Source organism: Massilia horti (genome assembly GCF_004614195.1).
Classification (GTDB): Bacteria; Pseudomonadota; Gammaproteobacteria; order Burkholderiales; family Burkholderiaceae_D; genus Telluria; species Telluria horti.
The window spans coordinates 63,696-82,654 of sequence record NZ_SPUM01000132.1; the positions used below are offsets into that span (position 1 = coordinate 63,696).

Below are 18,959 nucleotides of genomic sequence, written 5' to 3' on the forward strand. Positions count from 1 at the left end.
AGTCGTTCCCGGGCTCGGCGCCCCCCTTGGCGGGAACAGCGCCACTGGCGCTGTTCCCCCCATAGGCCGCGTGAAATGACGTTCAGCATGGGTACCCGCCTACGCGGGAACGACGTCGTTAGGCCCTCAGCTAAGGGTGACAGTGTCTCTTTTCCGCGCGTTGCCGGTGCCAAGCATGGCCGCGCGCAATGTAGTGCGATCAGCAATTGTCGGAGGTATTCATTTTCGGATAGCTCCTATTTGCCTATGTATATTGTTCACCGAAAGTCACTGCGGCAGAATTCATTGAATGCAATACGAATATCGTGAATTCAAACTCGTTCGCGGGACAATATCATGCATTGCGACTCCTTCCTCATGCTATCCGGCTCCGGATTGCCGGAGCTTCTCACCGCGCAGGACTGGGACGAATTGCTTGGGCGTACCAGGAGCATTCTCGCCGGTACGGGGATTGACGATTTCCTGCTGCGCCTGAACATCACCGATCCCGAAGGCTGCGTCCGCTCGCACCTGTTCAGCACTCTGCCGGATGACGTTTCGCGGCTGTTCGACCGCAGGCTGCAAGGCCAGGAGGATTCTGTCAATCACCACTTGGCGTGCTCTGGCTTGCCGCTGGCATGGACGGTTGGGCAGATGTGCGAGCATGGCGTCAATCCGGCGTATCAGGCGCTGGGGCGAATCGGGATCCAGCACGGTGCCAGCTTTGCCGTGCGTGGCGCGCTGACCGTGAGCCGTCTCGATTTTTATCGCCGCGACGCGACGCCGCTGTCGCGGCCGCCCACGGCCGACCTGCTGTTGCTTGGCTCTTACCTGCACGAAGCAGTCCACGCCCTGTGGAAGAAGGAGAACCCTGACCCGGCGCCGACCCTGACCCGGCGTGAACGTGAATGCCTCTACTGGAGCGCTGGCGGCAAGACCAGCAAGGAAACTGCGATGATCCTCGGCATCTCGCAGCACACGGTGTACTTTCACCTCAAGAACGTCGCCAGCAAGTTCAATGTCTACTCGACCCGGCACGCAATCACCCGCGCCAGCCGGCTGGGCATGCTCACACCGCAACTGCCCTGAGCGCCGCGGCCCACGGCGCGGCGTCCAATTTCCGGCTTCGGCCGGGATGATGGTCGAGTACTCGTTCATTGCGGGGCCAGCCTTCAGTTCATGGCCAAGGTCCGGGCCGCGCGCGCAGACGCCGCCGTGTTGGCGATCGCGGTGGCGAACGGGGTCCTGGCGATGCCGAAGGTGCTCTGGGTAAGCTCGCTCGAGAACGCCCACGGCTTGTCGTACAGGTACATCATTTCCTGTAGTTCGCGCATGGCGGGATTGAACAGGCCCAGGCAGCGCATCATCAGCGGCCCTACCGTGCGCAACTTGAGCGGATGCTCGCCAAGACCGGAGACGGTTTCGAGGAAGGCCAGTTGCGAAGCGGCGCTATGGGACGGCGCATGCCAGACATGGCCGAAGCTGCTGGAGTGGCGGGCCAGTTCGACCATCGCAGCGGCGAAGTCCGGCACGTAGGTGTAGGCCTGGGCGGCGTGCGGGTCGCCGAGGATCCAGGTGGTCTTGCCGTCCAGGGTGCTGTTGAAAACGGCCTGGCCGACGCTGGACTGCTCGACCCCGGGGCCGAAGAAGGTCGCGCCGCGCACGACCGCCACGCGCAAGCCGGGCTGGCCATGCAAGCCCATCAGGCGTTCGGTCACCGCCTGGCGTACTTGCCCCTTGCGGCTGCAGGGGCGGGCGGGGTCGCCCTCGCGGAAGGCGCCGGCGCAGGGGCCGTAGGCGTACACGTTGTCGGCCAGGATGATATCCACGTCGCCTCCCGTGACTGCGCGTGCGATACCCTCGGCCAGCAAGGGAAACTCGCTTTCCCAGCGCCAGTACGGCGGCGCCGCGCACACGTACAGCGTGGTCGGGCGGGTCAAGACCTTGGCCAACGCCTTGGGATCGCTGGCGTCGCACGCGTGCACCGGCCAGTCGTCGGCCGGCGTGCCGCTGCGGTTGACCAGCAGCGCAGTCGTGCCCTGGTCGGCCAGGTAGCGGGCGACGGCAAGGCCAAGTACGCCAGTGCCAAGTACAACATGATTTCGTGATTTCATGATCGCTCCTTGTCGGTAAAGTGATGGTTTGGGCTGTTCAGCCGCCGTGCTGCATCATGGCCAGACGCCAGCGCAGGTCGCGCACGACTTGTTCCTCGTGGCTTTGCAGGAAGAAGTGGCCGCCGTTGTATCCCAGCGTCTCGAGTAGACCGCGGGTGTGCGCCTGCCAGGCTTGGATGTCGGCCGCGCCGCAATGCTGGTCGCGGCTCCCGTACATGCCGACGATCGGCAGCGCCAGCGCCGGCACCGCGGGCGGCGCACCGAGCTGGTCGTACCAGCGGTCGAGCAGGAGAAAATCGGCCTTGATGGTCGGCAGCAGCAACTGCATCAGCTCGGCGTTGTCGAGCAGGACTTCGGGCGTGCCTTCCAGCCGCCGCAATTCGTCGATGAACTCGTCATCGCTCATGCGCGCCACGTGGCGCCGCTCGCGCGCCAGATGGGGCGCCTTGCAGCCGGACAGGAACAGGCACTCCGGCTGGCGCGCCCCGCGCCGCGCCAGTTCGAGCGCCACATGGTAGGCCAGCAGTGCGCCCATGCTGTGGCCGTACAACGCGAAGCGCGCCACAGGGCGATCGGCGAGCAGGGCGTCGGTGATGTCCTGTACCAAGACCCGATAGTCGACCTCGGCGGCCTCATGCAGGCGGCTGCCACGCCCGGGCAACTGGATGGCGACCAAGTCGTATCCGGCGTCGAAATAGTTTGGCCAATTGCGAAATACCGAGGCGCTGCCGCCGGCATACGGGAACAGGTATAGCCTGATCCGTCCTCGCGCCGGCTCGGGTACGCCGTAGCGGTGCAGGTAGCGGCCCGCGCGCGCTGCCGGCTGTTTGAGCGAATCGAGAGTCATGTGCATTGATCCTCCGTCTAGAAAGATGTACGGATCCCGGTTTGCACCGAGAACTTGATCAGGCGCCCGAAGTCGGAACGATCGCCGCCGAAATTGCGGCTCGTCATCAGGAATGCCTGTGCATGGGGGCCGAGGTAGTAGGTGAATGAACCGGAGAGGGCAGAGCCGCCACGTGACCTGGCCCAGCGCAGCGCAACGTCGCCCTTGTCGTTCCACTCGGTGCGCAGCAGTTGCAGGAACAGGTAGTTGCGCGACACATAGGGCAGGTTGGGCGACAGCGCCGTTCCCAGGGCCGGGAAGGCCGCCGTGCTGGCGGCACCGCCCGCGCGCAGCAGCGCGCCCGCCTGGACGGCCGCGTTGTACCAGGCTTGGCGTTCGGTCGGGCTGTAGCCTTCGTTCCCGTTCAGCCACTCTACGTTGAGCGTCCAGCCCGATTCGAAGGTGTAGGCAGCGCCGCCCAGGGCCGAGTAGAACAGGGTGCCGCTACCAAGCTTGGCCTGCGCGAAGTGCCAGCCGGCCGCATCCGGCACCGGAAACCAGCCCGCATGCCCGCGCCCGGCGGACAGGTCGGCATATACCAACGCAGCCTTCGACACAGGCAACGTGCCGTACAGGCCGAGCCGGCGTACGCCGTTTTCCTGGCGCGAGGCGATCGCGCCGCCGCTCGCGTTTTCGCCCATCCAGTCGAGCTTGGCGGCCCAGGTTGGCGAAAAGTTGAGCGGATCGGGTTCGCGCGCGCCGTGCCGATAGACGCGTACCAGCGCCACAGTCAGCTCAGGAGTCGGAAACCATTGCGCCTGCCAGTCGTCCTTGCCGTACAGCTCCTGGATTGGATTGGTCTTGCCCGTATCGCGGAAGAAAGGGTTGCTGGGTGACAGGAAGATACTGCTCCCCCATTGCAGCACATCGCGCCCAACGCTGAGCTCGGCCTGGTTGCCGATGCGGCAGCGTACGCCCCCTTCGTTGACGAACCCGCCATGGTCGCTGGTGGCCGGCTGCGTGCCCGCCGCACCAGCCCGGTGGTATTGCGCACGCAACCTGGCGGTGCCGCTGCACGGCCCAAGCGCCGCCCCCAGGTTCAGGCGCAGTTCGGCGTCAAGCTGGCGGCGCGGCAGCGGCACGAATGTCGCATCCGGGTTGAACATGCTGTCAGCCGGCGTCAGGAAGGTGCCATGCAGCAGCGCTTGTCCGAGCATGCTGGTGCGCCAGGCCGGGCCGGACTGGTCCGCCGCCCCGGCCACCGCCAGCGGCGCCAGGGCGGCGCAGCACAGCGCCAGGATACGGAGCACGGCAACCATCTAGCGCGTCAGGGCCGCCAGGCTCAGTTCGTCGCGCGGGATCGGCTGCACCTTGACCGCGCTGTACTCAAGCACCGACACGTTGTTGGCGCCAATCGCGTCGTGGATCACCATCCGGCTCACGAAAGGCTGCTTGCGCCCGTCGTGGGTGATGATGTTGCCGGTTTCGAAAATGGCCGTCTTGAACAGTTTGCCTGACACCGTATAGAACTCCGCCTTGACCGGCACCAGGCGTGCGCGCGAGACGTAGTACACGATGCGGTCGTAGGTGACCCACTTGGTCTTGCCGACCAGGTTGAGCACGTACACCGGCTCGCCGTCGATGGTTTGCTCCGGCATCAGGGTGCCGTCGTATTCCTTCATGTAGTTGGTGGCCGCAATATCGCCATTCGCGGCCGGCCCCATCATTTTCTGGCGGCTCGAGATCGACACCGGCTTTTGCAGGTCGGGCCGGCCGTACCACATGTTGCGCCCGAGTTGCAGCAGCCGCCCGCCCGCCGCGCGCGCCGGATAGTAGGTCTCGGCCACGCTGTTATCGCCCTCGGCCTTAACGTGCAGCATGCGCACGTTTTCGCCGCTGTCCGGATCGATGGCGGTGATCTTCAAGTCCCAGCTCACCCCCGGCAGTCCGCCGCCACGGGTCTTGTCGGTCGCTTCCAGGACCTGCAGTGCGGATAAGCCGGTCGCGGTTTGTGCCCACCCGGGCAGGCTCGCAGCCAGCAGGGCGCCGGCCAGCAGCAGCTTGGCATTCGATGTCATCCAGGTCTCCATTATGCAAACGAGAGCGCGTCGACAATCCCGCGCCGGGCGGCGCGCCAGGACGGCAGCACCGCGGCCGCCATCGCCAGCAGCAGCACGACCGCGCCCACGCCTGCGATCCGGGCCCAGTCCAGGTCAACCAGCAGCGCCACCGCCGACGAGGAATTGGGTGGCACGTAGGAGATGCCGGCCCGGTTGACCAGGGTGGCGATCGCGATGGTCAGGCCCAGCCCGAGCGCGATGCCGGCGCCGGCCAGCGCCAGGGCCTCGCACGCGAACAGCCGCACCACGCCGAACCCGCGCAGCCCGAGCGCGCGCAACGTGCCGATTTCGCGCGTGCGCTCGATGACCGTCATCGAAATCGTATTGGCGATGCTCATTGCGGCGATCACGAACACGATGCTGGCGATGAAGGCGAAGATCATGTCGAACAGGTTGCGCACCTGCGTGTAGAAGCTCGACAGCTCCTGCCAGGTCTTGATCTCGACCTTGAAGCCGGCCGCCTGCAGCCGCGCCAACAGCTCGGCGCGCTTGACCTCGGTCTGGGACGCGTCCGCCAGCAGCACCACGAAGCGTTCCGCACTGTCGGTATCGAGCAGCGATTGCACGAAGCCGAACGGCAGCACCAGGTACTTGTCGTTGGTGTTGGCATTACCGGTGTTGAACACGTCGATGACCTGCGCATCCATGGCGTTGGCCTGGCCGTCGATCGTCGAAGTCATCAGCGTCAGCGTGCTGCCGACTCCGTAGTTGAGCAGCTTGGCCAGGTCGGCCGACACCGCCACCCCGTACTGGCGCGCCGGATCGAGCCTGCCGCCAGCGCCTTCGGTCAGCGCACCGCGCAGCACCTGCGCATCGGCGGCGACGATGCCCTCGCCGATGAAGATCGTCGAGTTGTTGCCGTTCGAGGCCATGCCGCTGACGGAGATGCGCGGCGAGACCATCCGCACGCCGCCGACGGCTTCGACCGCCTTGCGCACGCGCGCCATTTCGGCCGCGTCGAACATGTAGCGCTTCGGATGCAGTTTGCCCTCGAGGAGCATGCCTTCCTTGTAGATCGTCAGGTGGCCGAGGCGCTCGCCGGCAACCGCCTGGATCTGCAGCCCGGCGTAGACGTTGGCGATATACCCGGCAAACAGGTTCAGCGCGGTCAGGCCGGCGGCAATCGCGAGCACCGTCGCCACGCTGCGGTGGCGGTTGCGCAGCACGTTGCGCACGGCGAGCAGGAACAGGTTCATCTCAGCGATCCTCCACTGCGATGCGGCCGTCACGCAGGTGCACGATGCGCGTCATGTGGCCGAGGATACGGTTGTCGTGGGTGGAGAACACGAAGGTGGTGCCCAGCTCGCGCCGCAGCGACGCCAGCAGGTCCATCACCAGCATGCTGTTCGCGCTGTCCAGGTTGGCGGTGGGCTCGTCGGCCACCACCAGCTGCGGTTGCCCGATCAGGGCGCGCGCGATGGCCACGCGCTGGCGTTGGCCGCCGCTCATCCGGTCGGGACGCGCGCCCATGTGCGCGGACAGGCCCACGCGCGAGAGCAACTGCTGGGCGCGTGCCTTGTCGCCGTGCGCAAGCTTGCCGCGCAGGCGCAGCGGCAGCAGGACGTTTTCGAGCGCCGACAACACCGGCACCAGGTTAAAGCTCTGGAAGATGAAGCCGAGCGCCGCGCGGCGCAGGTCGGCGCGCGCATTGCGCGTCAGGTCCATCACGCGCTGGCCGCCCAGCACCATGCTGCCTTCGGTCGGCTCGTCAAGCAGGCCAATGATGTTCAGCAGGGTCGACTTGCCGCTGCCCGAGGGGCCGCAGATGGCCAGCATTTCACCTGGCGCGATCGTCAGGTCGATCCCGCGCAGCGCATCGACAGCGACCGCGCCTTGCAGGTAGGTCTTGTGAATGTCCGTCAGGCGGGCCAGTTCGGCGCCGGCGGCAGGCGCGCTGGCCGGCATCCTCGGCGTAAATGGCGGCATCGATTCGGACGGCGGGAGATCGAGTAGCATGGGGTGTCCTTACAAGGTCAGGTGGGAGACGAGTTCGGCGGCGGGGGCCGCGCCCTGCTGCGCCGCGCATACGAGCGCGGCCTGGGCGGCCACGGTGGGATGCTGGAATACGTGCTTGAGCTGGATGTCGCAGGAAAAGCGCGCCCGCAGGGCGACCAGCAGCTTGATCGCGCACATCGAGTCGCCGCCGAGTTGGAAGAAGTCGGCCGTGACGCCGACCTGGGTCACACCCAGCAGCTCGGCCCACAACGCCGCGATCGCGGCTTCCACCGGGCCGCGCGGGGCGACCCGCGCCTGCGCTGGCTCCGGCGCGGCATCGAGGCCGGGCAGGAGCTTGCGGTCGACCTTGCCGTTTGCGCTGAGAGGCAGGTCGTCCAGTTCGCGCAGCGCATGGGGCACCATGTACTGCGGCAGTTGCGCCAGCAGGAAGCTGCGCAGTTCGACCACGTCCAGCTCGCAGCCGGGGTGGCGGCAGTAGAACGCGCCCAGACGCTTTTCCGCGTGGCGCTCGCCCTGGCAGACCGCCACCGCGGCGCGCACGGCCGGGTGCCTGAGCAGCGCGGCTTCGATCTCGCCCAGCTCGATGCGAAAGCCCTGCACCTTGACCTGCTGGTCCTGCCGTCCCAGGAATTCGATATTGCCGTCGCCCAGCCGGCGTCCGAGGTCGCCCGTGCGATACAGGCGTTCGCCGGTGCGCGGATCGGTCACGAACGCGGCAGCGGTCAGCTCCGGCGCCTCCCAGTAGCCGCGCGCCAGTCCGATTCCGCCGATGTAAAGTAGCCCGGTCACCCAGTCCGGGGCATCCTCGAGCCGGTGGTCGAGCACGCGCACCTCTTGGTGCCGCATCGCGCGCCCGTACGGAATGCTGGTCCGGGCCGGGTCGACCGCGTCCACCGGGTACCAGATCGACCAGATCGAGGCCTCCGTCGCGCCGCCCAGGCTGAGCACCCGTGCTTGCGGCGCCAGCGCGCGGATCCGGTCCGGCAAGGTCACGGGAATCCAGTCGCCACTTAGCATCACATGGCGCAGCGTCGGCCAGCCAAGGGCTGCGCGCTCGCCCTGGTCGGCCAGCAGTGCGCACAGGGCCGGCACCGAATTCCACACCGTGACCCCGAAGCGCGCCACCAGTTCGGCCCAGTGCGACGGGTCCAGGCGCCGTTGGTTCTCAGGCAGCACCAGGGTCGCGCCGGCCGCGAGCGTGCCGAAAAAGTCGTACACCGACAGGTCGAAACTAAGCGAGGAGACCGACAGGATGCGATCGGTCGCGCCGATTCCGAGCGTGTCGTTCACGTCCTGCAGTGTGTTGACCGCACCGCGATGCTCGATCACCACGCCTTTCGGCTTGCCGGTTGAGCCGGAGGTGAAGATAACGTAGGCGATGCCGTCCGGACGCGCGCGGCTGTGCCCGAGCAGCGCCGGGTCGGCCAGGCAGGTGGCATCGAGCACCAGCACCCGCAGCCGGCACAACTGCGCCAGTCGCCCGGCCAGGGCCGGAGTGGTCACCAGCGTGGCGCAGCGGCCGTCGGCCAGCAGCTCGGCCACGCGCGCGTCCGGCAGCGCCGGATCGACCGGCATGTAGGCCGCGCCACTGTTCATGATGCCCAGCGTGGCTGCGACCTGTTCCCAGCCCTTGTCCATCACGACGGCGACCAGTTCGCCGGCGGCGGCCGGCTCCAGTTGGCTGCGCACCCAGGCCGCGTGCGACGCCAGCTGGCGGTACGACAGGCAGCGCTGGGGCGTGGCAATCGCGCGGAACTCGGGCTGGCGGCGCAGCGAGTCGAGGAACAGCGTGTCAAGCGTGCCGGCGAGCGCGGGCGCGGGCAGGGCGGCGCGCGGCGGCAGCGGTTCCGGCGCCACGGCGTTCCAGAACGCGTCATCAATGGCCAGGCGCCGGGTCAGGTCGCAGTAGGCCGCGAACATCTCCTCGATCATTCCAGGCGGGTACAGCTCGAGCACCACGTCCCAATTGCACAGCAGGACCTGGTCGTCCTCCCACACGCCGCAGTCGAGCCACACCTGCGAGGTCTGGGTCACGCCGTCGCGGTAGATCGGGACGATCGGGAATTCGCTGTTGCGCTTCGGGATCGGCACCACCAGCGCGCTGGTGAACACAACCGGCATCTTGGCGCGCGTTGCACCGCCGTGCGCGCGGGTCAGGTCGCGCAGCACCTGCACCCCGCTGATATCGTGGTGTTCGAGGTCGTGCCACAGGTCCGACTGCACGCGCCGCGCGCGCTCGGCGAAGCTGCGGCCGGCCGACTGGTCGACCGAGAGCAGCGTGAGCGAGGTGAATTCGCCGACGATGTCGTTGACCTGCGGGTGCATCGGATGGCGGTTCAGGAACGTCAGGTTGAGCGAGAATGCGGGTTCGCTGCTGTAGCGCGCCAGCACCTCGGCATAGGCGGCCAGCATCAGGCCGGTGGTGGTCATCCCGGCGCGCACCGCCTTCTTCTTCAGCCGCGCCCAGGTCTCGCGGTCGAACTCGGCGTGCAGGCGCGTAAAGCGCGGCTTCTTGAGCAGGGCCGGGTCAAGCACCATGGGCAGTTGCGGCGCCGGCGGCAGTTCGGCCACCCGGGCACGCCAGTAATCGAGCGCGCGGCGGTAACGCTCGCTGGCGCGGATCTTTTCCTCGGCCACCACGTAGTCGCGAAACGACAGCGCCAGCATCGGCAGCTGCGCCTGTTCGTCAAGGTAGAACTTGACCAGGTCTTCGATGATGATCACGAAGCTCCAGACGTCGAAGATCAGGGCGTCGTTACTGAAGTGGATGCGGGCGGCGGCCTCCGGCAGCAGGGTGATGCGCACGTCGAACACCGGCCAGTGATGCACGTCGAGCATCTGGTGCGACATCTGCGCGCGCACCGACTGGATTCCCTCTTCGCACTGCCTTGGGGTGGCGTTGCGCAGGTCGAGCACCGCCACCTGGTACTCGGGCACCGTCTCGAGGATTCGCTGGGTGCCGTCGTGCAGGATTTCGGCGCGCAGCATATCGTGGCGCGCCACCACCTTGTTCCAGGCACGCTGGAAGCGCGCGGGGTCGATGTCGACCGTGCCCATTTCGTCGTAGCTGTGGGTGGTGACGTTGCCGAACTCGAAAATCTCATTGCGGCCCAGCCAGTAGGCCTGCTGCACCTCGGTCAGTGGGAATGGCAGGTGGCGGCTGGCCGGGTCGGGCTCGACCACCGGCAGCGCGTTGATCGTCGCGTCGTACGCGGCGCTGGTTCCCTGCAGCTCGCTGATTGCGCGCGCCAGCCCCGCGATGGTGGGATGGGCGAACAGCGTTTGCAGCACCAGGCCGACCCGGAACGCCTCGCGGATGCGCGCCACCAGCTGGAACGCCAGCAGCGAGTGTCCGCCCAGCTCGAAAAAGCTGTCGTGCACGCTCACGCGCGGGACGCCGAACATCTCGATCCAGATCGTCGCCAGCATTTCCTCGTTCAGCGTGCGCGGCGCCACGAATCCCTGCGCGGCGCCGCCGTCATCGCGCAGCGCGGGCAGTCGCGCCCGGTCGAGCTTGCCGTTGGCAGACAGCGGCAGGCTGTCCAGCCGCACGTACGCCCCCGGCAGCATGTAGGCCGGCAGGTACTGCGCCAGGCGATCGTTCAGCACCGCGGGATCCGCCTCGGAGCCGGCGCCGGCGAGGTAGGCGACAATCCGCGGCTGCCCGCGTTGGTCGTCGCGGATCACTGCAGCGCAGTCCTCGACGCCGGCGCGGGTGCGCAGCGTCATTTCGATCTCGCCCAGTTCGATGCGCATGCCGCGGATCTTGACCTGGGTGTCGGTACGGCCGAACAGCTCGATCGAGCCGTCCGCGCGCATGCGGCCCAGGTCGCCGGTGCGGTAAAGGCGCGCGCCTGGCTCCGCGCTGAACGGATGGGGCACGAATTTATCAAAGGTCAGCTCGGGGCGCTTGAGGTAGCCGAGCGCAACCCCGGCGCCGCCGACGCAGATTTCGCCGGTCGTCCCCGGCGGTACCAGCTCCAGGTTGCGGTCGACGATCCAGACGTCGACGTTCGGGAACGGCACGCCGATCGGGACCAGGCCGCCCTCGCCGGCGTCCGCGAGGTCACCCTCGAACAGCGTGCTGTCGATGGTGGCCTCCGCCATTCCGTACGAATTGACCAGGCGCGCCTGCGGCCCCAGCAGCGCGCGGTAGCGGCGGTATTCGCCGGCGTACCAGGCATCGGATGCGACCACCAGGATCTGCATGAAATCGAGCCGCCGGCCGGTATCAAACAGGTATTCGGCCAGTGCGCGGAAGCTGGCCGGCACGAACTCGGCGAAGTCGACCCCGCTGTCCTGCATCAGCGTGTACAGCGCCTGCGGTTCGCCAAGGAGCTGCTGCGGGCAGATCACGAGGGTCTTGCCGGAGCCGAGCGCGCGCACCAGGTCACCGCAGAACACGTCGAACGGAAAGCTCGCCATCTGCAGGTGGGCGTGCAGCTGCTCGAGGCGGTAATGCCGCTCCCATCCCAGGTAGGCGTTCACATAGTTGCCGTGGCTGACCATGACGCCTTTGGGCTGTCCCGTGGTGCCCGACGTGTACACGACGTAGGCCAGGTCCTCCGGGCCGAGCGGGACCTCCGGCGCGGTCGCCGGCAGGCGCTCCAGTTCCGCACGGTCGCGCTCCAGGTGCAGCCGCTCGCAGTCCAGTCGCGCGCCCTGTCCATCCTCGATCACGCAGGCCAGGCCCGCGTCCTGCGCCAGCAGCGCAAGCCGGCTTGGCGGATGGGATGGGTCGAGCGCCACGAAGGCGGCGCCCGCCTTCATCACGCCCAGCACCGCCGCCACCAGCCGGATCGAGCGCTCGAGGCAGACGCCGACTACGTCACCCTGGCGCACGCCCCGGCTGTGCAGGGCGTGTGCGATCCGGTTGGCCGATTCATCGAGTTCGCGGTAGGTGCAGACGGCGGCGCCATCGCGCACGGCGACCGCGTCGGCACATCGCGCGGTGCTGCGCGCGAACAGGGTCACGGCGTCAGGGCAGGGCAACGGCAGGCGCGGTCCCCGGGCAGCGTTGTGCACCTGCTCCAGTTCGCAATCGGTCATCATCCGCAGCCGGGATAGCGGCGTGGCGGGACGCGCGACGACGGCCCGTGCCAGCCGCTCGAAGTGCCCGGCCAGCGTCGCGATGCGTGCGGAGCTGAACAGGTCGGTGCTGTACTCGAAAATGCAATTGGCGCCGTCAAGCGTTTCGTACACGTCGAGCGAGAGGTCGAACTTGGCGGTGCCGCAGTCGACGTCCATGTACTGCACCTCAAGGCCATCGGCGTCGATTGGCGCGAGCGCGTTCTGGTAGGTGTACAGCACCTGAAATACGGGGTGGTGGGCCAGCGTGCGTACTGGATTGACGGCTTCCACGATTGCGTCGAATGGCAGATCCTGGTGCGCGAAAGCGTCGAGGCTGGCGTTCTTCACCGCTGCCAGCAGGTTGGCGAAATCGTGGTCCGGGGCGAGCCGCGTGCGGATCGGCAGCGTGTTGACGAACACCCCGATCAGCGGCGCCAGATGGGCATGGGCCCGGCCCGAAACCGGGGTGCCGATCACCAGGTCGGACTGGCCGGTGTGGCGGTACAGCAGTGTATAGAACAGGCCCAGGAACGCGGCATACGGCGTGGTTTGCGCGGCCGCGGCCAGTGCCTGAATGCCTTCGAACAGCGCGCGCGGCAGGACCAGCTTGTGGATCGCGCCGCGGTAGCTCGGCGCCTGTGGGCGCTGCTTGTCGGTCGCCAGCCCGGTCACCGGCGGGGCGCCTTCCAGCGCGCTGCGCCAGTACGCGGCGTCGGCGGCACGGGTATCGGGCCGACTGGCGCGCCAGGCGACGTAATCGCTGTACTGGTGCGCCGGCACCGGCAGGCCGCCGCCATTGCGGCCAGGAGGGTCCCGATACAGCTCGAACAGCTCGCGGGCGAACACGCCGAGCGACCAGCCGTCGAACACCAAGTGGTGAAAGCTCAGCACCAGCACGTGCTCATGCTTGCCCAGCTCCAGCAGCCGCGCGCGCCACGCCGGACCGGCAGTCAGGTCGAACGACTGCAGGATGACCTCGCGAATCCGCTCCTCGAGCGCGCTGGCCGTGCAGTCGAGCAGCGCGAAATCGGGCGTGGCGCTCACGCCAATGCACTGGAAAGGGCGATTGTCCGGGTCCGTGCCGAAGCTGGTGCGCAGGCTTTCGTGGCGCGCCTGCATCGCCTCCAGCGCGTCGCGCAGGCTGTCCACGCACAGCGGGCCGGCCAGCCGGAATACGCCGGGAATGTTATATGCGCTGCTCGCACCAATCAGCTGCGACGTCAGCCAAAGGCGCATCTGCGGCGGGGACAATGGGCTGCGCGCCACCGGTTGGCGGGCAAGGCCTTGCTGCGCGGCGCCGCGATGGGCCAGCGCGCGGCGCACCGCATTGCGCTGCGCCGGATTGAGGGCTAGGATCTTCGATTCCAGGCTGTTCATTGGGCGGACTCCGGGTTCAGGTTGGAGCTCAATAGCGCATTCATGTCGGCCACGCTGAGCGAGTCGATATCTGCCAGCACGTCGGCCACCGCCGAATCCTCGACAAGCAGCTGCTGCTCGTGCAATTGGGCCAGGACGGCATCCGCCACCCCAGCCGCGCTGACGCCGCGCAGCAGGTCGACGATCGCGACGCCCACCTTGAACGCCTGTTCGATCCGGTTCTTCAGCTCGATCGCCATCATCGAGTCGAGACCACGGCTGCTGATGCTGTCGTCCAGGTCCAGCCTGGTGCTCTCGATGCGCAGGACGCGGCAGGCCAGCGCGCGCACTTCGGTAGCGATCAGCGCGCGCTGCGCTGCCACGTCGGAGCAGGCGGCGAGCCGGGCCAGCAGGTTGGTTTCTGAAGTGGCGGCAGCGCCTGCCGAAGGTGCGTTCGCCTGCTCGGCGGCGAGCACGCGTTCGAGCATCGGGGCGCCGATGCCGAGCGGGCTGGTCTCGGCCACCAGCGACCATTTCGCCCCCAGCACGGCGGCCTGGGCGCAGCGGCCGCTCATCAGCCAGCCGAGTGCCTCGCAACCCTGGTCCGCCGTCATCGGGAACAGCCCGCGGCGGTGGAAGAAGGTCACCAGGTCGAGCTGGGTGGCCATCCCGACGTCGCCCCACGGACCCCAGTTGATGCTGGTGGCGGGAAGGCCCTCGGCGCGGCGGCGGTGCGCCAGGATGTCGAGGAAGGTATTGGCCGCCGCATAGTTCGCCTGGCCTATCGAAATCACCAGCGATGCAACCGACGAGAACAGCACGAAGAAGTCGAGCGGGGCATCGCGCAGAGCGCAATGCAGGTTCCAGGCGCCGATCACCTTGGCCGGCATGACGGCCGCGAACTGGTCGTTGGCGGATTGGCTCAGGAGGCGCGGCTCGGCCACGCCGGCCGAGTGGAACACGCCGCGTAGCGGGGGCCGGCCTTCGGCGCGCATGGTCGCCAGCAAGGCATCGAGCGCGGCGCGGTCGGCAATGTCGAGTGCCGCGATGGTGACGTTCGCGCCCATCCGCTCCAGCGCGCGCACCTGTGCCACGCGCTGCGCCGCCGGATGATCGGCAGGCAGGGTATCCCAGGTGGCGCGCTCGGGCAGGCCAGCGCGCCCGGCCAGGAGCAGATGACGTGCCCCGCACTCGACCATCCAGCGGCTGACCTCAAGACCAAGCGCGCCCAGGCCGCCGGTTACCAGATAGCTGGAGTCGGCACGCAAGCGAGGTGCAACCGGCAGGCGTACCTGGCTGTCGCATTCGGCCAGGCGCATCCCGTAGCGCACGCCGTTGCGCCATGCGATCTGGTCTTCCGCATCCCCGCCCAGGCACTCGCCGGCGATGCGCGCCGCGTCGTCCGGTTGCGCCTGATGCGCCAGGTCGACGATGCCGCCCCACAGGTCGATGTGTTCACCGTGGCCTAGCACCCGCGCCATGCCCCATACGGGGGAGCGGAACGGGTCGGGGCGCTCGCCGTCCAGTACTGGCTGGGTGCCGCGGGTGACGATCCACAGGCGCGGCTTGGCCGGTCCTTCCAGCGCCACCAGCGCCTTGGCCAGGTTCAGCGTCGTGATGCAGCCGCGCTCGATTTCGCCGTGGATGTCGACCGCCCCCGGCATGTCGTCCGGACCGGGGCCGCACAGGTCCAGGTGCAGCACCCCTTTGAGGGGGGCGTCTTGCGGTGCCCTGGCAAGCTGCGCCGTCCACCCGTCCACGCTGGTGGCGTCGAAACTGTCGGGCGTGAGGTGCAGCGCGCGCTCGCCGCGCAGCGCCAGTTCCGCCTCTACTTCGCGCACCAGCGACGCGGGGCCGCCGTACAGCAGCCATGTGCCGGGCGCGTCAGGCTGCGCCGGCTGCGGTGGGGCGAGCGCGATCCACTCCGGCTGGTACAGCTGTTGCGGCCGTACCTGGAACGGTTGCGCGTCGCCGCCGAGCGCACGTGCGCGGCAGCCGGCAATCTGGAGCAGCAAGCTGCCGTCGTCATCGAACATGCGGATGTCGCCTTCCATGCCGTCGCCGTCGCGGCGCGTGATGGCGGCATGGATCCACAGCCGGGTCGGCATCGCGCGCGCGATGCGCCCTTCGGCAACGCCGGTCGGCATGTAGACCACGCTGCCTTCGTCATCGAACGGCAGGGCCGCCGCCAGGGTCTGGAAGGCCAGGTCGAGCACCGCCGGATGAATGCCGAACTGGCCCATTGTGTCGTGCAGCGGCGCCGGAACCTCGACGCGGGCGAACGCCTCGCCGACGCCCTGGCGCAACTGCCTGATGCCGCGAAACAGCGGGCCGTATTCGAGCCCGAGGCGTTCGAAATGGCGGTAGCAGGCCGGAGCGCTGATCACGGTCGGGCAACGCGCCGCGATCGCAGCCAGATCGGCAGGCGGTGCGTTGCCGGGGCAGCCGGTGAGCAGCTTGCCGGTGCAGTGCAGCTGCCATGGCGCGCCGGCGTCGTGCAGCGCGCGGCTGGCGATGCGAAAGGCGAAAGTGTCGGGATCGACCGCGAGGCGCAGCGTGACCGGCTGGTCGGGCGTGATGTACAGCGCGCGCCGGAAGGCGATGTCGGCAAAGCTGACCAGCGCCAGCGCGCCGAACAGGCTGCGCGCGGCAAAGGCCGCCATCTCGACATAGCCGGCGCCGGGGAACACCACGGTGCCTTGGATGCAGTGGTCAACCAGGAACGCGAGCGAGGCGCGGTCCAGGTCCACTTCCCAGGTCGGCGTCTCGGTATCCAGGCGGCGCGACAGGATCGGATGGGGCGGGGGCGACGAGCGGGCCGCGCGTGAGGCGTCGGTCTCGTACCAGTAGCGCTCGTGTCGCCACTGGTAGGTGGGCAGCGGCAGCGCCCGGCCGGCAGGCAATGCCGCGTGCCAGTCGATGCATGCGCCAAGGCGGTACAGCGCGCCGATGGCGGCGCGAAACTGCGCCTGCTCGGGGCGATCGCGGCGCAGGGTGGGTACCGTTTCGGCGGCGACGCCACGCATGATCGCGTTCTCCGAAATCGCGCCGGCCAGGACCGGGTGCGGCGACAGTTCAACGAAGTGGTTGTGGCCGTCGGCGAGGGCGGCATCGACCGCGTCGGCGAACAGCACCGGCTGGCGGATGTTGCGGTACCAGTAATCCGCGTCGTGGATCGGCGCCTCCACGCGCCGGCCGGTGACGGTCGAGTAAAGGGGAATGGCAGGCGCCAGCGGCCGGATCCCGGCCAGCACGTCGCGCAGCGGGCCTTCGAGCGGTTCCATGAATACGCTGTGAAACGGCACCTGCACCTTGAGCTGGCGTACGAAAAGGTCCTTGTCCTCGAACTGCGAGCGCAGCCGGTCGATGCCGTCGACGGAACCGGCGACGGTGGCCTGGCTGGGGCTGTTGATGGCCGCCAGCGAGAGCGTCGGATCGGCTAGCAGGTCGAGTTCGCGCTGGACGTCCTGCCTGGAGAGGCCAACCGCGAGCATGGCGCCCTGGCCGGAAGTGCGGTGCTGCAGCCGGCTGCGGTGGTGGATGACGCACACCGCGTCTTCCAGGCTCAGGCACCCGGCGACGTAGGCGGCGGCCGGTTCCCCGGCGCTGTGGCCGATGATCGCAGCCGGACGCACGCCCCAGGAGCCGAGCAGTTCGGCCAGCGCCACCTGCAGGATGAAGTTGGCAGGCTGCGCGACGTCGGTGGCGGCCATGCGCGAGTCGTGCTGGGGCGCGAGCATCTCGGCCAGGATCGAGCCGCCGGCGCGCCGGTCGTAGAGGGCCGCGCAGCGATCGGCCATGGCACGGAACACCGGTTCGGTGCGGTACAGTTCCTGGCCCATGCCCCACCATTGCGGCCCCATCCCGGAGAACACGAATACCAGGTCGCGCGCCGAGCCTGGTGCTGCGCCCTGTTTCAGTTTGCTGGCCGCTGGTGCCGTGTCTTCAATCTGGCTAAGCGCCTGCAGCGCGGCGATCAGCTCCCCTCGTGAGGCACCACCGGCACAGGCGCGGTGTGGATGGTGTTCGCGCCGTGTGGCGGCATTCCAGGCCACGTCGTCCAGGTCGGCACTGGCCAGCGCGCCGTCTTCGCCCAGCGCGCGCGCATAGGCGCCGGCGAGCGCGCGCAGCGCATCCGGGTGGCGCGCCGAGAGCGGTATCAGCCAGGGCGCCTTGCCGGCGCGGTCCGCTGGCGTCGCCGGCACGGGGGCGCGCTGCAGGATGGCGTGGGCGTTGGTGCCGCCAAACCCGAACGAGTTGACCGCCGCGAAAGCCTCGCTGCCGTGCGCCGGCAAAACGGTGGCGCAGCGCGGGATCGCCAGCCCCAGCGCTTCCAGGTCGATCTTCGGATTTGGTGCGACGAAGTGCAGGTGCGGCGGCACCATGCCGTGCTGTAGCACCAGCGATGCCTTGATGAGGCCAGCCACGCCGGCCGCCGCTTCGGTGTGCCCGATATTGGTCTTGATTGATCCGACCACGCAGGGCTGGCCGGCAGGACGGCCTTGTCCCATCATGGCGCCCAGCGCATTGGCCTCGATCGGGTCGCCCACGGGGGTGCCGGTGCCGTGGGCTTCGACGTAGGAGATGTCGCGCGGTTCGATTCCCGCGGCGTCGCATGCGGCGCCGATCACGGCGCACTGGGCGTCGCCACTTGGCACTGTGAGGCCTTCGCTGTGGCCGTCCTGGTTGACCGCGGTGGCGCGGATCACCGAGTAGATATGGTCGCCGTCCTTGATCGCGTCCTCAAACCGCTTGAGCACCACCACGCCGGCCCCTTCGCCGCGCACGTAGCCGTCGGCGCGGTAATCGAATGCGCGCGAGCGCCCGGTGGGCGAGAGCATGCCGGCGCGCGATTCCGCCACCGTGAAGCTCGGCCCGAGCAGGGCGTTGACGCCGCCCGCGATCGCCAGTTCCGATTCGCCGCTGGCCAGGCTCTGGCAGGCCAGGTGGACCGCCACCAGCGACGACGAGCAGGCGGTGTCGACCGACATGCTCGGGCCGGTGAAGCCGAACAGGTACGACAGGCGTGCCGCCAGCATCGTCATCACCGAGCCGGTGGCGGTGTGCGGCTCGACCGCCCGGTAGTCAAGGCCGCCCATCTGCATCAGCATGTAGTCGAGCGTGAAGCCGCCGATGTACACGCCGACCGGCGAGCCGCGCAGCATGCTGGGCAGCTGGCCGCCGTCTTCCAGCGCCTGCCAGCACACTTCGAGCAGCATGCGCTGTTGCGGGTCCATCAGCGCCGCTTCACGCGGCGAGATGCCAAAAAAGTCGGCGTCGAAGCCGTCGATCGCATCGAGGAAGCCGCCCCATTTGCTGGCCGATTTGCCGGGCACGCCGCGCTTGGGGTGAAAATGGGTGTCAAGGCACCAGCGGGCGGCCGGCACCTCGCCGACGGCGTCAACACCGGCCATCAGGTTGCGCCACAGCGAATGCGGATCGTCGGCCTGGCCCGGAAAGCGGCAGCCGATGCCGATCACGGCGATCGGCGCGCGCGGCGCTTTGGTTGGAACCGCTGAGTCAGGTTCAGTACGGTCT

General features: G+C 68.3%; 9 protein-coding genes. 1 reads left to right on the forward strand and 8 read right to left on the reverse strand.

The annotated features are described in order from the left end of the window. The first annotated feature begins 336 nt into the window (after positions 1–336). Positions 337–1,068: a helix-turn-helix transcriptional regulator gene (locus E4O92_RS25360; RefSeq protein WP_135191422.1), complete on the forward strand. Its 732-nt coding sequence runs from the start codon at positions 337–339 to the stop codon at positions 1,066–1,068. Positions 1,069–1,151: 83 nt separating this feature from the next. On the opposite strand, the gene E4O92_RS20030 is transcribed toward E4O92_RS25360, so the two are convergent. The 8 genes from E4O92_RS20030 to E4O92_RS20065 are packed head-to-tail and all read right to left on the reverse strand — an operon-like array spanning position 1,152 to position 18,901. Beyond that, positions 1,152–2,093, reverse strand: a complete 942-nt coding sequence (locus E4O92_RS20030; RefSeq protein WP_135191423.1) for an NAD-dependent epimerase/dehydratase family protein — start codon at positions 2,091–2,093, stop codon at positions 1,152–1,154. Between the two features lie 37 nt (positions 2,094–2,130). Beyond that, complete coding sequence (locus E4O92_RS20035; RefSeq protein ID WP_135191424.1) at positions 2,131–2,946, reverse strand: thioesterase II family protein; 816 nt, start codon at positions 2,944–2,946, stop codon at positions 2,131–2,133. 11 nt (positions 2,947–2,957) lie between these two features. Next, complete coding sequence (locus tag E4O92_RS20040; protein ID WP_135191425.1) at positions 2,958–4,238, reverse strand: hypothetical protein; 1,281 nt, start codon at positions 4,236–4,238, stop codon at positions 2,958–2,960. Then, positions 4,239–4,997 (reverse strand): outer membrane lipoprotein-sorting protein, encoded by a 759-nt coding sequence (locus E4O92_RS20045; protein WP_167759841.1) that lies wholly within the window; start codon positions 4,995–4,997, stop codon positions 4,239–4,241. Between the two features lie 11 nt (positions 4,998–5,008). Then, entirely contained in the window at positions 5,009–6,235 is a 1,227-nt protein-coding gene (locus tag E4O92_RS20050) for an ABC transporter permease (protein ID WP_135191427.1), read from the reverse strand. Position 6,236: 1 nt separating this feature from the next. Beyond that, the gene (locus E4O92_RS20055; RefSeq protein ID WP_229483584.1) at positions 6,237–6,995 is read right to left on the reverse strand and encodes an ABC transporter ATP-binding protein; all 759 of its coding nucleotides are present in this window, start codon (positions 6,993–6,995) and stop codon (positions 6,237–6,239) included. 9 nt (positions 6,996–7,004) lie between these two features. Then, entirely contained in the window at positions 7,005–13,442 is a 6,438-nt protein-coding gene (locus E4O92_RS20060; RefSeq protein WP_135191428.1) for a non-ribosomal peptide synthetase, read from the reverse strand. Continuing rightward, entirely contained in the window at positions 13,439–18,901 is a 5,463-nt protein-coding gene (locus E4O92_RS20065) for a type I polyketide synthase (RefSeq protein ID WP_167759842.1), read from the reverse strand. Before E4O92_RS20065 ends, E4O92_RS20060 begins: the two co-directional genes overlap by 4 nt. Positions 18,902–18,959 lie beyond the last annotated feature (58 nt).

Excerpts from the sequence above, each read along its gene's own strand:
- E4O92_RS20050 (WP_135191427.1), bottom strand. The coding sequence starts at position 6,235 with ATGAACCTGTTCCTGCTCGCCGTGCGCAACGTGCTGCGCAACCGCCAC.
- E4O92_RS20060 (WP_135191428.1), bottom strand. The coding sequence starts at position 13,442 with ATGAACAGCCTGGAATCGAAGATCCTAGCCCTCAATCCGGCGCAGCGC.
- E4O92_RS25360 (WP_135191422.1), top strand. The coding sequence starts at position 337 with ATGCATTGCGACTCCTTCCTCATGCTATCCGGCTCCGGATTGCCGGAG.
- E4O92_RS20030 (WP_135191423.1), bottom strand. The coding sequence starts at position 2,093 with ATGAAATCACGAAATCATGTTGTACTTGGCACTGGCGTACTTGGCCTT.
- E4O92_RS20055 (WP_229483584.1), bottom strand. The coding sequence starts at position 6,995 with ATGCTACTCGATCTCCCGCCGTCCGAATCGATGCCGCCATTTACGCCG.
- E4O92_RS20035 (WP_135191424.1), bottom strand. The coding sequence starts at position 2,946 with ATGCACATGACTCTCGATTCGCTCAAACAGCCGGCAGCGCGCGCGGGC.
- E4O92_RS20045 (WP_167759841.1), bottom strand. The coding sequence starts at position 4,997 with ATGACATCGAATGCCAAGCTGCTGCTGGCCGGCGCCCTGCTGGCTGCG.
- E4O92_RS20040 (WP_135191425.1), bottom strand. The coding sequence starts at position 4,238 with ATGGTTGCCGTGCTCCGTATCCTGGCGCTGTGCTGCGCCGCCCTGGCG.